The organism is Citrobacter sp. wls710, from assembly GCF_005281115.1.
Classification (GTDB): domain Bacteria; phylum Pseudomonadota; class Gammaproteobacteria; order Enterobacterales; family Enterobacteriaceae; genus Citrobacter; species Citrobacter werkmanii.
Map to the genome: position 1 here is coordinate 40,247 of NZ_SZXD01000045.1, position 14,675 is coordinate 54,921.

Here is a 14,675-nt window from a genome sequence, read left to right on the forward strand (position 1 = left end):
AGGATTAGAAACGAGGCAGAGAAATGTTTATAGAGGCATTGAAACGCCAGAACCCCGCGCTGATCTCGGCCGCTATCGCGTTATGGCAGCAGGGAAAAATCGCACCTGACAGTTGGGTCATTGATGTTGACCAGGTTATTGAGAATGGCAAACGCCTGCTGGATGTCGCCAGGCAACATGGCATTTCGCTGTATCTGATGACCAAACAGGTTGGACGCAACCCCTGGCTGGCGGACAAGCTGTTGCAGCTTGGCTATGAAGGCATTGTGGTTGTGGATTACAAAGAGAGTCGCGTCATGCGCCGTGCCGGGTTACCGGTTGCGCATCAAGGACATCTGGTGCAGATCCCGTCGCGACTGGTCAATGAGGCTGTGGCGCAGGGGACCGAGGTTATCACGCTGTTCTCGTTAGAAAAAGCGCGCGAAGTCTCGGCTGCCGCGGTGAAAGCCGGCTGTGAACAGAACGTGATGTTGAAGGTGTATGACAAGGATGATTTTCTCTATCCGGGGCAGGAAAGTGGTTTTCCGTTGGCGTATCTGACGGATGTGGTCAATGAAATCCGCAGACTGCCGGGTCTGCGCCTGAGCGGGTTAACCCATTTTCCCTGCCTGCTATGGGATGAAAAATCAGCGCAGACAGTGCCGACACCTAACCTGCATACCCTGGTGAGTGCCCGACACCAACTGGCGGAAGCCGGAATTGCCATTGAGCAACTTAATGCGCCGTCAGCCAGTAGTTGCACGTCGTTACCCCTGTTGGCGGAATATGGTGTCACCCACGCCGAGCCGGGCCATGCGTTGACCGGCACTATCCCTTCCAACCAAAAAGGCGACCAGCCTGAACGCATCGCGATGCTGTGGTTGAGCGAGGTTTCGCACAATTTTCGTGGAGACAGTTATTGCTACGGCGGGGGGTATTACCGTCGCGGCCATGCGCAAAACGCGCTGGTCTTTACGCCAGAAAGCGGTGCGCCGATCGCCGCAACGCTGAAACCCGTGGATGACAGCAGCATTGACTACTACCTGCCTGTGGCCGGTGAGTTTCCGGTGAGCAGCGCGGTGATCTTCTGTTTTCGCACACAGATCTTCGTGACGCGTAGCGACGTCGTGCTGGTGTCCGGTATTCAGCGTAACGCGGCTGAAATCGTCGCCCGCTACGACAGTCTTGGCAATATCCTGGAGGACTAATGGCCCGATTCGTGGTGTTGGTTATTGATAGCTTTGGCGTTGGCGCAATGAAAGACGTCACGCTGGTCAGGCCGCAGGATGCCGGAGCGAATACCTGTGGTCATATCCTGAGCGAGTTCCCGCAGCTACAGCTGCCAACGCTGGAAAAGTTGGGACTGATTAACGCCCTGGGCTTTGCGCCGGGGGTGATGAAACCTTCAGCATCGGCAGTCTGGGGCGTTGCACAGTTGCAGCATGAAGGCGGCGATACCTTTATGGGTCATCAGGAGATCCTGGGTACGCGTCCTCAGGCGCCGTTGCGGATGCCGTTTAACGACGTCATCGATGGTGTTGAGCAAGCGTTGAAAGCCGCAGGCTGGCAGGTGGAAAGGCGTGGTAGCGACCTGTCGTTTCTGTGGATTAACGACGCGGTGGCGGTAGGGGATAACCTCGAAGCGGATTTAGGACAGGTCTATAACGTTACCGCCAATCTTGCTGTTATGCCGTTTGATGAGGTGTTGAAAATTGGCCGCGTGGTACGTGAGCAGGTACAGGTTGGGCGCGTGATCGCGTTTGGTGGGCTGCTTACGGACAGTCAGCGCATTCTGGATGCCGCTGAGACCAAAGAAGGACGCTTTATCGGTATAAGCGCCCCACGCTCCGGCGCTTATGACAACGGTTTTCAGGTCCGGCATATGGGTTACGGCGTAGATGAGCAGGTGCAGGTTCCGCAAAAACTTCATGAAGCCGGAATCCCTACCGTGCTGGTCGGTAAGGTGGCGGATATCGTTGGCAATCCGCACGGGCGCAGCTGGCAAAACCTGGTGGATAGCCAGCAGATCATGGATATCACCCTTAACGAATTTAACGCGGAGCCGACGGTATTTATCTGTACCAACATTCAGGAAACCGATCTTGCCGGACACGCTGAAGACACGGCGCGTTATGCCGAACGGTTGCAGGTTGTTGACCTTAATCTTTCGCGCCTTCTGGCCGCTATGGATCCAAATGATTGTCTGGTGGTCATGGCCGATCACGGCAACGATCCGACCATTGGGCACAGTCATCATACCCGAGAGGTTGTACCGGTTCTGGTGTATCGGCAGGGGCTGGAGCCAGCACAATTAGGTATTAGGGCGACGTTATCCGATGTTGGCGCTACGGTGTGCGAATTTTTCGGCGCGTCGTTACCACAAAACGGCAGCTCTTTTCTTTCGGCATTACGGCTTAAAGAGGACATCTTATGAGTTTTGATCCGACGGGTTACACCTGGGTTCACGAACATCTGCATATCGATCTCTCCGGGTTCAAGAATAACCTTGATTGCCGGTTAGATCAGTACGACCTCATTTGCCAGGAGATGAAGGATCTCCGGGCGTTAGGTGTCAGCAACATTATTGAGATGACCAACCGCTATATGGGGCGTAATCCGCAATTCATGCTCGACCTGATGCACGATACCGGCATCAACGTGATGGCCTGCACAGGCTATTATCAGGATGCTTTTTTTCCCGAGCATGTTGCGACCCGTAGCGTGGAACAGCTCGCGCAAGAGATGATCGATGAGATTATCATCGGTATCGATGGCACTGAGTTGCAGGCTGGAATTATCGCGGAAATCGGCTCCAGTGAAGGAGTGATTACGCCGCTTGAAGAGAAGGTGTTTATCGCCGCAGCGCGCGCGCATAACGAAACCGGACGCCCCATTTCGACCCATACCTCTTTTAGCACCATGGGATTAGAACAACTGACCCTGCTGAGGACGTACGGCGTTGACCTTTCTCGCGTAACCGTTGGTCACTGCGACCTGAAAGATAACCTCGACAATATTTTACGCATGATCGATCTCGGCGCGTATGTGCAGTTCGATACCATCGGTAAAAACAGCTATTACCCGGATGAGAAACGCATTGGCATGCTGCACGCGCTACGCAATCGTGGGCTGTTAAATCGCGTGATGCTCTCTATGGACATTACCCGCCGCTCGCATTTAAAAGCCAATGGCGGCAATGGCTATGACTATCTGTTAACCACTTTTATCCCACAGTTGCGCCAGTCAGGATTCAGCCAGGCCGATGTGGACACGATGTTACGTGATAACCCCTCACAATTTTTCCAATAAGGACAGAATCATGAAAAAGATTGGCGTTGCTGGCTTACAACGTGAGCAGATTAAAAAGACCATCGAAACCGCCGCTCCTGGCTGCTTTGAGGTGTCCATTCATAACGATATGGAAGCGGCGATGAAGGTGAAATCCGGACAACTGGATTACTACATCGGCGCTTGTAACACCGGCGCGGGCGCAGCGCTGTCGATTGCCATTGCGGTGATTGGCTACAACAAAAGCTGCACTATCGCCAGGCCGGGTATTAAGGCGAAAGACGAACATATCGCAAAAATGGTTGCGGAAGGGAAAGTGGCTTTTGGCCTCTCCGTCGAACATGTTGAACATGCGATACCGATGCTGGTTAACCATCTGAAATAAAAGGCATGACTATGGATCTGTACATTCAGATTGTGCTGGTGGCCTGCCTGACCGGCATGACGTCACTTCTGGCGCATCGCTCGGCGGCTGTCTTTCATGACGGTATCCGTCCGATTCTGCCGCAGCTGATCGAGGGATACATGAACCGCCGCGAGGCGGGAAGTATCGCGTTTGGTCTGAGTATCGGTTTTGTGGCGTCGGTGGGGATCTCTTTTACCCTAAAAACAGGTTTGCTTAACGCCTGGCTGCTGTTCCTGCCAACGGACATTCTCGGTGTGCTGGCGATGAACAGCCTGCTGGCGTTCGGTCTGGGCGCTATCTGGGGCGTATTGATTCTGACCTGCCTGCTGCCGGTAAACCATCTGCTCACGGCGTTGCCGGTTGATGTGCTGGGTAGCCTCGGCGAGCTGAGTTCTCCGGTGGTTTCTGCATTCGCACTCTTCCCGCTGGTGGCGATTTTTTACCAGTTTGGCTGGAAGCACAGCATTGTCGCCGCGGTAGTGGTACTGATGACCCGTGTGGTGGTCGTGCGTTACTTCCCGCATCTGAACCCGGAATCCATTGAGATCTTCGTCGGGATGATGATGCTGTTGGCCATCGCCATTACGCATGATATTCGCCATCGTGGTGATGACGAGATAGATGCCAGCGGGTTATCGGTCTTTGAAGAGAGAACTTCGCGGATTATTAAAAACCTGCCGTACATCGCCATTGTCGGCGCGTTGATTGCCGCCGTCGCCAGTATGAAGATTTTCGCCGGCAGTGAAGTTTCGATTTTTACGCTGGAAAAAGCTTACTCGGCGGGAATTACGCCGGAGCAATCGCAGACACTGGTTAACCAGGCGGCATTGGCGGAATTTATGCGCGGGCTGGGTTTTGTGCCAATGATTGCGACAACCGCGCTGGCGACGGGTGTTTATGCGGTAGCGGGCTTCACGTTCGTCTATTCCGTTGGCTACCTGGCGCCGAACCCGTGGATTGCGGCAATCCTTGGCGCTATCGTGATTTCAGCGGAAGTGCTGCTGCTGCGTTCGATTGGCAAATGGCTGGGACGGTATCCGTCAGTGCGTAACGCGTCGGACAATATTCGTAATGCCATGAATATGCTGATGGAAATGGCGCTGTTGGTCGGCTCGATTTTTGCCGCTATCAAGATGGCGGGCTACACCGGCTTCTCGATTGCGGTGGCGATTTACTTCCTCAACGAATCGATAGGGCGTCCGGTTCAGAAGATGGCGGCCCCGGTCGTGGCGGTGATGATCACCGGTATTGTGCTGAATATTCTCTACTGGTTTGGTCTGTTTGTTCCGGCTTGAGGAGGCGTAAAAAATGAAAACATTCCCTCTGCAAAGCCTGACGCTCGCAGAAGCGCAGCAGAAGCAGTTTGCGCTGGTGGATACGATCTGCCGTCACTTTCCCGGCGCTGATTTTCTGGCCGGAGGTGACTTGGGACTGGTGCCGGGGCTGAATCAGCCTCGGGTGACGCAGCGTGTGGAAAAAGTGCTGGCCGAGGCATTTCATGCTGAGGCCGGTGTGTTGGTTCAGGGGGCTGGTACCGGTGCGATACGCGCCGGACTGGCGGCGCTGCTCAAACCCGGCCAGCGACTGCTGGTTCATGATGCGCCCGTTTACCCCACAACACAGGTACTCATCGAGCAGATGGGCATTACTCTGGTCAGGGCAGATTTCAACTGCCTCCCGGAAATCACGCGGGTTATTACGCAGCATCGCCCGGATGCCGCGCTGGTGCAACATACGCGTCAGCAGCCGCAGGATCGTTACATTTTAACCGAGGTACTGGCGGAGATTGCGCGCTGCGGCGTACCGACGTTAACCGATGATAACTACGCCGTCATGAAGGTAGACGGTATCGGCTGTGAACATGGGGCGACGCTGTCTACATTTTCCTGCTTCAAGCTCTTTGGTCCGGAGGGAGTTGGGGCGGTTATCGGCAAGGCGGAGGTTATCGCCAGAATCCGTGCGACTCTCTATTCCGGCGGCAGCCAGATTCAGGGGGCGCAGGCCCTGGAGGTGCTTCGTGGTTTGGTTTTTGCTCCGGTGATGCATGCGGTACAGGCTGGCGTTTCTGAACGATTACTGACGCTACTCAATAGCGGCGTGATACCTGAGGTGAAAAAGGCGGTTATTGCCAATGCCCAGTCGAAGGTGCTAATTGTTGAGTTTCATCAGCCGATTGCCGCCCGCGTACTGGAAGCGGCGCAAGAGAAAGGCGCATTACCGTATCCGGTGGGGGCAGAGTCGAAATATGAGATCCCTCCTCTGTTTTATCGTCTTTCCGGGACGTTTCGCGAAGCAAATCCGTCGCTGGGCGATTATACGATTCGTATTAATCCAAACCGGAGTGGAGAAGAGACCGTACTACGTATTTTGCGTGAAAGCGTGAATGCGATAGCATATGAATGAGCATAGAATCTGAAAATGCAAAAAACCGGGAAATACCCGGTTTTTTTGTATCTGCGCAATAACGTCTATTACTGATCTGCAGCCGGGCCACAGCCACCAATAATTTTAGAAATTGAAATTGCCGGATGCAGGAAATAATCGTAGCTGCAGTTATTTTTTTTGTTTTCGATATGACCAGTACATGCGGTCAGTGTAGCCAGAACCCCAGCGACAATGGTGATTTTTGCAAATTTAAACATGTTAAAAATCCTTGTTAGATATCTATTTTAAAATGGATGAAATCCATTTCTCGGCGGTTAGGATATCAACTAACATAAAACTTAAGTAGTCCAGAAAAGGACTTGGTAATTTTTATATAAAACATATGGTTAGTGAATTGTTTTTAAATTAAAACAGCCTGGTATTAATAAGTAATACCAGGCTGCCGATTTAATTTATTAGCGGAATGTTTTTCTGAAATTTAACATAAAGCCTTTATCGCTGATGTTGTCCTCTTTCCACTGGTAAGCATCCAGATTCAGGCTGGCGTCTTTGGTGCTGTATTTCACGCCGATGGTTGCCAGACCATTAACGCCGCCGCCTTTTTGACCGTCATCCACGCCGAACGATTGACCCGCCGCACCCTGTAATGACGCTGTACGCTGGCTCTTGCTGTAGCTCAGGTTCGGGCCGCCTTCCAGCGTGGCGGTGGCACCCCAGCCGTTTTTCCCAACGTAATCCAGCTTCAGGCCGACAATGGAATCTACAGCGGTTTCGCTGCCAGCGTTCATCGACAGGTTAAAATCTCCGGCACTGCGCTCTTTGTAGCCATCTTCCATGGTGTGACGCAATTTCACCCCGGCATATGGCGTGACTTTCAGCGCATCGCCCATCATGGTGAAAGTTTTCGCTCCTTCGCTGCGAAGCTCAAGATACTGCTGACGTGCGTCGGAATCCGCCACCTTGTTGGTGTCGCCATATGAGACAGAACGGCTGCTGTCGAGGTTGTGCACGTCATAACGCAGGCTGTTGTTCCACGCCAGACCTTCATCAAACGCCATGCTGTGCTTCAGACCAAAGAACTGACTGTAGCCGCCGGTCAGGCCGTTATCGCCCGCGGTTTTCGAACCGTCGCCATCCAGACGCGCAATACCGTACTCCAGCGTCAGATTCTGGCTGGCGGTGAGATCCAACGTCTGGCGTAATGCCAGCATGTCGTACTGGGTATCGTTGCCCAGCTCGGCGCGCGGGTCGCCTTTCGCTACCACGTTAAACGCCAGGCCGTCTTTAATCTGCGGCGCCGCGTCGGCCAGCATGGTAAAGCGGTTGCTGAGTACACGCGCTTCACGGAATACCGTGGTGGCCTGACTGCCGCTTACCTGTTTCAGCGCGCTGTTCAGCTCGGCGGTAGTACCCACGTTAAGGCTGGTGTACAGCTCGTTGTTGGTGTAACCAGCGTCCAGCGCACTCGCCACGCCAGAAACGCTGGCGTCGGTGGCCACGTCGGCATAGGCGTTTTTGGTCATGGTGACATCAACGTTGCCGTCGCTGTCCTGGCTACCCTGGGCGTTCCACACTACGCTGGTGGATGTGATGTTGTCCGCACCCTGGATATTGCTGCCGGTGAAGGCGTTATCCACCACCACGGTGGTCTCCGCCGTGCCGCTGGTAAAACCGGTATCCACCTTCACGTTGTCACCAATCACCAGATTATTGGCTTTCAGCGTACCGGAACTGCCATCGGCGTTGGTGCCGACAATATAGTTGGAGATCTGCTGCGGCGCGTTTGGATCCGCTGGCGGCGTGGGGATGCTGCCCTCGGTTGGGGCGGTAGCCGCATCTGGGATAACGATGTCTGCCGTACCGTTGTGGTCATCCAGCGTACCGGTGGTGCCCGGTGCGTAGATGTCGCAGCCGCTGTCGCACAGCAGATTGATTTCACCGTTGTTAATGATGGCTTTGGTCTGGCCGCCAAACGCATACGAGTCATCGGCGTAAACGTTGATCACGCCGTCTGCGGCGTTGTTAATAGTGGTGGCTTTACCGTTGCCTTTGATACCGATAAGCCCGGTGCCGTTGGTACCGTCCTCCTTGCCCTGCTCGGTACCGACGTTGATGGTGCCGCTGTTGACCAGGTTGATTACATAGCTGCTGGTGCCGCCGCTAATCGCCACGGCGTTATCGCCCTGCACGTTGATAGTGCCCTGGTTGCCAAAGTTATAGCCGCGGCCCAGGTTAATCAGCGGCGCATCCGGGTTAATACCATTGATCACGCCGGTTTCGGTGTTCCAGATCCATTTGGGGTCATTGCTGCCGTTGACCGTGGTGATGGCGCTGTAACCGTTAGTGGCGGTGATGGTGCCGCTGTTCACCTGGGTCAGCGAATCATTGGCGCGTGTCAGGTTGATAATGGTGTTCTCGCCGCCTTCCACCGCGCTTCCGCTGTTGGTAAGCGTTGCGCCCTGCTGGTTATAGAAGTAGAAGCTGCCGCTGACCAGCGATTTGCCGTCTTCCGCCACCGTCATGTTGCCGGTGTTAACGATTTCCTGCTTGTAGCTGTCACCCGCGATGGAGCCGGTAAAATCACCGTCATTGTAGAAAGTAACGTCGCCGTTAAGGGTTAACAGATCGGTGGTGATGCTGCCGCCCTTTTCATTAAAGAGGCTGTGCCAGGTGGAAATAGCATCCGCGTCCAGCGTCCCGTAGTTGGCCAGCGCGTTAGCCCCGCCGTTAATCGTCAGGGTGCCGTTGACGGTAAGTGAAGCGCCAGCCTCGTTGTACAACCAGCCCCCGCTAACGTCCACATCACCGTTCAGGGTTTCAGTACCGTAGTTTGCCAGCGTACCATTGGTGAAGAAACCCGCGTCAGAAGTCTGGGTGTCGCTGTCGCCGCTGCCAGGCAGGGACTGAATCCAGATTTTATCCGTTGGTGCGTCGCCCATATGGGAATCAGCGTCATCCATCGGGCTGCCGTTAAGGTTGATGGAGCCGTTATTGATGATGTAGCTGGAACTGTCGCTCAGAAACGCCTGGCCGTAATCGGCGTCGATGTTAATCACGCCGGTAGTGTCATTGATGACGACGCCGCCGTTGAGCGCCGCCATGCCGACTAACTGGTTTGCCTGGCCTTCAACGCCCTCATCGGCGGTCAGGGTGATCATACCCTGGTTAATGGCGGTGCCGCCATTAAGCGCCATCATGCCGAACCCGGCGTTGTTGACGGTAATGGTGCCGGTGTTGATAGCGGTGGCGTCGCCGTCACCATCGGTGGAGCCAGCGACCATCCCCGAACTGGTGAGATAAAGCTGCGATGGTTTCCAGTAATTTGTGTCGGTGATGTTATTTTCATCATCCAGCGTCGGAACAAAGCCGTCCAGGTAGATATCGCCCGCGTTTGATGCGGTTCCTCTGCTGGCAGCGACGCCATACACGCCCGCCCCCTGCAAATGGATCGTGGCGCCCTCATCGTTAACGACATCGCCATAATTGGACGCCAGCATGGCGTAAAAAGTATGGTTATACCATTTCATTGGGTATACGCCATAACCGCCACTGGACCGTGGAGTCTGGTCAGAAATGACGGTAATGTCGCCATCCGCTTTGTTACGTACAACAGAGCCTTTACCGTCGGCGCGAACAATGGCGGAACGATCCTCAATATTACTGCCATCGCCGGTGGTGTAAGACAGAATATTGCCGCTATTGCTGATTTCTGCGCCGTTATCAGCGCGCATAATGTAATACACGCCGTAGCTTGTGATATCGCCTTTGTTTTCAACAGAGGCTCCACTTCCGTTACCCATTAATAAGGCGTAATCGGTGTAATAACCCGTGGGTATATAGCTGGAAGTAACCTCAATAACCGAGTCGTCGTTCAGTATCAGGGAACCGCCGTTACTGACCTGCGCCAGAATGACATGACCCCCCATTATCGTGTTTGTATCGATGGTCGAATGGCCGCTTAGCGTGACGTTACTGTTACCGCTGACGTTAATGCCCACAACCTCTGCGGAGTATCCATCATCCGGTTGTTCGCCGTGGGTGATGTTAATACCGCCGCCGATCTCAACGTTGTTATCATCACCGGTGACGTTCAGGCCAATAACGTCCAGGTATTGGCCGCTGACGGCGGACAGATCTTTATCGTCGATATTCAGTGCGCCATTAAGCGCCACGTCGTTGCCGTCGCCGCTGACGGTGACGCCGATTATCGGCGTGTCGGATTGAGCCAGAGCGTCCTGCCCGTAGTCGGCGTTGATATTCACATTGCCGGTGATATCAACGGTATTGCTGTCGCCGCTCACGCTCACCCCGGTTGCGGTGCGGAATATGCCTTCGCTGTCCTGCACTGAGGTTACGTTAATATCGCCATCCAGCGTCACCTGCGACGTATCGCCGCTCACCAGCGCGCCGGTGCCGTTAAGTCTGACGTCAATATCCCCTTTGTTTTTGAAAGTGTTTTTTTCGCCTGCGACCACAAAACCCACTGAGTCTGCGTCACGCACGGTGGCGTTACCGGTATTTTTGGCTTCGTTGCCGCTGCCGTAGGTGATAATACCCATCGCGCCATCGGTCACCAGCAGATCGCCCGCCTGGGTCAGGCTGCCGTTATCGCCATTGATAACTACGGCGGCAGAGCCTGCGCCATCCACCGCGATATCGCCGGTATTGGCGATACGGGCGCCGTCGCCATCAATTTGCGTACCGATGGCGCCGCCGGAGATAGTCTGATTACCTTCGTTGATAATAAGCGCGTTGTCGCCGTCGATATACAGCGCCGTGGAGTCCGCGCCGCTGACGGTGGTGCTCCCGGCGTTATCGATAACCACGTTGTCGCCGGTAATGTGGCCGCCGGTGCCGCCGTCGGTGATGGTCATATCACCGTCGTTGTTGACGCGGGCGTTATTGCCGTCAATGACGGTGCCGGTGGAGCCTGCGCCGTTGATGTTGGAGGTACCGGTATTCTTAATCGTGGTGTTGTCGCCGTCGATGATGATGGCGGTGCCGCCGCCGCTTACGGTAATGTCGCCGGAGAAATCGGTGCTGGTGCCGTTGCCGGAAATCAGCGCGCCGGTGGCGTTGTCCACCGTTGAGTGGCCCGAAATGGTGTTGGTGGTGCCGTCTCCGGAGATAACCATACCGGTGGCACCGTCGGTCACGCTGGAGTCCCCGGTGAGCGTGTTGACGGTTCTATCGCCGGAAATAATCGCGCCGGTACTGCCCTGGCCGCTGATATCCATGCCGCGATCGGTGGAATGCGATTCGTCGTCGCCGCTGATAACCGTGGTTTTATCGTCGGCAATAATCAGATAGCCACGGCTGTCGTACTTCCAGTAGAGACCGTTTTCCTGGGTGCCTTCAATCACGGCGGCATTGGCGTCGGTCACGTCCCAGCCGGAGACGTTCAGCGTTTTGCCGTCCAGGGTGGTGAGCTGCCACTGGTTGTTCTGTTCTGAATAATTCCACACGGCACCCTCGAGAACGCTGCCGCTATCCAGTTTGAAGCTATCGAAGGCCAGGGTGTCTTTGCCTTTATCGATGGTGACGCCGTTGCTGAAGGTAGTAACAGAGTTATCTGGGGGCGTGTCGTCGTCATCGGGCGGGGTCACATCGTCATCGCCGCCATCATCGGGCGGGGTTACATCATCATCGCCGCCATCGTCAGGCGGGGTTACATTGTCATCGCCGCCATCGTCGGGCGGGATCACATCATCATCGCCGCCATCATCGGGCGGGGTCACATCGTCATCGCCGCCATCGTCGGGCGGGGTTACGTCGCCGCCATTGTCGGGCGTAGGGGGCATATAAGAATGAGTGGAATCTCCGCCACTGTTATTTTCAACGCCAATAGCCACGCCCGCGGCCAGCGCAGCAACGCCGCCAGCAACCCAGCCCCAGTGATTATCTTTTTCAGATAATGTAGCAAGGCAGGCCGGTGAGAGTTTTTCGCGCTTTTCTTTAGGCAGGGAGGAGATATTACTGGGACATTCTTTTTCATCATCGTTATTCTCTGCGGCGATGGCCGGAATGTAATAACTTTGCATCGCGAGAGCTATAGCGATAGAAATAAGTTTTTTCTTTTGCATAGGGTTCATCCTTGATTAATATTTTCCTTGCGTACTAAATATATGCAGATAGCGATACAGGCAATGATGAAATGGCCAGAGTAAAATTATCCTTTAGTGTTTATTTTATCACCCGATAACCTGGGTAGGTCAAATTGAATACTTAACGATACTATTTGCGGTATGAATGGATGTGGGGCGAATTTGGCTAATGAAAGAGTTTTTACGCAATATTATTAATAATCAAATTCACTTCATGAATTTAATTTGGGTTGCTTAATTCAATTTTAAGTAAAGTTAATTCGAAGTTACGAGTAGTTGTAAAAAAAAGCCCTGGGGAACAGGGCTTTTTTTAATTAATGGTTAGAGAACCAGTTCAGCTTATCGCGAAGGCCTACCACACGACCAACAATAATTAGCGCTGGGCTTTCAACCTGTTGCGCTAATTCCCCGAGCTGCGTCAGCACACCGTTGACGACGCGTTGTTTCACGGAGGTGCCGTTTTCTACAAGTGCAACCGGCATATCGGGCTGCATGCCAAATTCGATCAGTTTTTCCTGAATCGTGGCCGCCTGGTTCAGCCCCATGTAGAACACCAGCGTCTGTTTCTCTGCCGCCAGATTTTCCCAGTCCAGCTCGCCGCCGGTTTTCAGGTGCCCGGTAACCAGACGAACGCTCTGGGCGTAATCACGATGGGTCAGTGGAATGCCGGAATAGGCGGAACAACCGGAGGCTGCGGTAATACCCGGTACGACAGAGAATGGAATACCGGCGTGGCAAAGCGTTTCCAGCTCTTCGCCACCGCGACCAAAGATGAACGGGTCGCCACCTTTCAGTCTCACGACGCGTTTACCCTGTTGCGCTTCACGCAGCAGGATCTGGTTAATCTCTTCCTGCGGTACGCAGTGGTAACCCGCACGTTTACCGACGAACACCCGGTCGGCATCGCGGCGCACGAGGTTCATAATATCGTCGGAAACCAGACGGTCATAAACCACTACGTCTGCCTGCTGGATCTGCTGCAGCCCTTTCAGCGTCAGCAGCCCGGCATCGCCAGGACCGGCACCAACCAGCACCACTTCTCCACGGTGATCCAGTGGTTCGCTAAGCAACTGCTCGGTGGTTTCTTCGATGGCTTTTGTGTCACTGTTTGCCAGCGACTGCGCCAGGCGGTCATTAATGAACAATTTTTCCCAGAAGCGGCGACGTTCACCCATACTGGCAAACTGTTTTTTAACCCGAGAGCGCAGCTTGCCGGCATATTGCGCGACCTGGCCCAGATGCTGAGGCAGCATGGATTCGAGTCTTTCACGCAGCAGACGGGCCAGCACCGGTGAAGTGCCGCCAGAGGAGACCGCCACCATCAGTGGCGAGCGGTCGATAATGGAGGGCATGATAAAACTGGCTGCTTTTGGCGCATCGACCACGTTGCAGAAGATACGCCGTGATTCTGCTGCGGTGCTGACGCTTTGGTTAACAGCATCGTCATCGGTGGCGGCGATAACCAACCAGCAAGGATCGAGCAGGGACTCATCGAACGGCCCCTCAACCAGTGTCAGCATGCCTTCATTTGCCCATACGGTGAACTGCGGAATAAACGCCAGCGCATTAACCGTTATACGGGCGCCCGCTTCCAGCAGTAACCGCGCTTTGCGTTCTGCGACATCACCACCGCCGACGATCAAGCAGTCGCGGTCACGTAGTTGACAAAATATAGGCAAATGGTCCACGACATTACCCCTTAATTATTGGCAGCAGCCTCTGGCTGATTGATTTTTGCCGGAGCCGGACGCTCCGATTTTGGCGTAGCATACCAATAACCCAATCCCATGAATACGACACCGGACAAAGTATTACCGAGTGTCACCCACAACAGGTTATGACCAATTCCGGCCAGGGTATAGGCTTCGCTATGATGACCGAACCAGGAGAGGGCAAACAGCGTCATGTTGGCAACTGAGTGCTCGTAGCCGGAAGCAATAAATGCCAGCAGACACCACCAGATAGCGAGGAATTTCGCTGCGCCTTCGGTACGAATTGCCATCCAGATTGCCAGACAAACCAACCAGTTACACAGCGCGCCTTTGAAGAACAGCACCGTTGCAGGCGCTGTGGTTTTCGCCAGTGCAACCGAATGCACGATGCTGGTATCGACCGGCAACAGGCTGCCGCCGCCCCAGCTATAAAGCAGGGCGACAAACACGGATCCGACCAGATTACCCAGCCAGGTTTGCGGCAAAATGGCCCACATTTGACCGTGGCTGATGGTGCCCGCTTTAACGCCGAGCGTCAGGAACATGGTGTGACCGGTAAACAGTTCAGAACCCGCGATGATGACCAGCGTTAAGGCGATACCAAAGGTTGCACCCATCACCAGAGGACGTACGGATGGGTCGAGCAGATTGCCGAGGGTGAAAATAAGAATGATGCCGAGACCGACATAGGCCCCTGCCATTGCCGAACTGACCCAGAATCCGAGCGGGTTATTAGTCGACAGGCGTGCGATGCGCGCAGCATTAGCCGCACACTTATTGATAGTGTCTGTGAACATGTGT

At 54.3% G+C, this 14,675-nt stretch carries 10 protein-coding genes; 6 read left to right on the top strand and 4 right to left on the bottom strand.

The window, feature by feature from the left end; genetic code table 11:
* Window positions 1–23 precede the first annotated feature (23 nt).
* The 6 genes from FDX14_RS20265 to FDX14_RS20290 are packed head-to-tail and all read left to right on the top strand — an operon-like array spanning window position 24 to window position 6,076.
* Window positions 24–1,187, top strand: coding sequence for a YhfX family PLP-dependent enzyme (locus FDX14_RS20265; protein WP_137350127.1), 1,164 nt, complete (start codon window positions 24–26; stop codon window positions 1,185–1,187).
* A complete protein-coding gene (locus FDX14_RS20270) occupies window positions 1,187–2,413 on the top strand; it encodes a phosphopentomutase (protein ID WP_061381009.1) in 1,227 nt (408 codons plus the stop codon). Before FDX14_RS20265 ends, FDX14_RS20270 begins: the two co-directional genes overlap by 1 nt.
* Window positions 2,410–3,288, top strand: coding sequence for a phosphotriesterase-related protein (locus tag FDX14_RS20275; RefSeq protein ID WP_137350128.1), 879 nt, complete (start codon window positions 2,410–2,412; stop codon window positions 3,286–3,288). The genes FDX14_RS20270 and FDX14_RS20275 overlap by 4 nt, the downstream gene beginning before the upstream one ends.
* A 10-nt stretch (window positions 3,289–3,298) precedes the next feature.
* Window positions 3,299–3,652 carry a DUF2620 domain-containing protein gene (locus tag FDX14_RS20280; protein WP_047408212.1) on the top strand — a complete coding sequence of 118 codons (354 nt, stop codon included), beginning with the start codon at window positions 3,299–3,301 and terminating at the stop codon, window positions 3,650–3,652.
* Between the two features lie 11 nt (window positions 3,653–3,663).
* Window positions 3,664–4,968: a YhfT family protein gene (locus FDX14_RS20285; RefSeq protein ID WP_042311968.1), complete on the top strand. Its 1,305-nt coding sequence runs from the start codon at window positions 3,664–3,666 to the stop codon at window positions 4,966–4,968.
* A gap of 13 nt (window positions 4,969–4,981) precedes the next feature.
* A complete protein-coding gene (locus FDX14_RS20290; RefSeq protein ID WP_137350129.1) occupies window positions 4,982–6,076 on the top strand; it encodes an aminotransferase class I/II-fold pyridoxal phosphate-dependent enzyme in 1,095 nt (364 codons plus the stop codon).
* A 68-nt stretch (window positions 6,077–6,144) separates the two neighbouring features.
* Here FDX14_RS20290 and FDX14_RS20295 read toward each other — a convergent pair whose 3' ends face one another.
* The 4 genes from FDX14_RS20295 to nirC form a co-directional block, all read right to left on the bottom strand.
* A complete protein-coding gene (locus tag FDX14_RS20295; protein WP_042311973.1) occupies window positions 6,145–6,315 on the bottom strand; it encodes a YhfL family protein in 171 nt (56 codons plus the stop codon).
* 198 nt (window positions 6,316–6,513) lie between these two features.
* Window positions 6,514–12,141 carry an autotransporter adhesin BigA gene (gene bigA, locus FDX14_RS20300; protein ID WP_137350130.1) on the bottom strand — a complete coding sequence of 1,876 codons (5,628 nt, stop codon included), beginning with the start codon at window positions 12,139–12,141 and terminating at the stop codon, window positions 6,514–6,516.
* A gap of 335 nt (window positions 12,142–12,476) precedes the next feature.
* Window positions 12,477–13,850: a siroheme synthase CysG gene (gene cysG, locus FDX14_RS20305; protein ID WP_137350131.1), complete on the bottom strand. Its 1,374-nt coding sequence runs from the start codon at window positions 13,848–13,850 to the stop codon at window positions 12,477–12,479.
* A gap of 11 nt (window positions 13,851–13,861) precedes the next feature.
* Window positions 13,862–14,671, bottom strand: a complete 810-nt coding sequence (gene nirC / locus FDX14_RS20310) for a nitrite transporter NirC (RefSeq protein WP_042312026.1) — start codon at window positions 14,669–14,671, stop codon at window positions 13,862–13,864.
* Window positions 14,672–14,675: the final 4 nt, after the last annotated feature.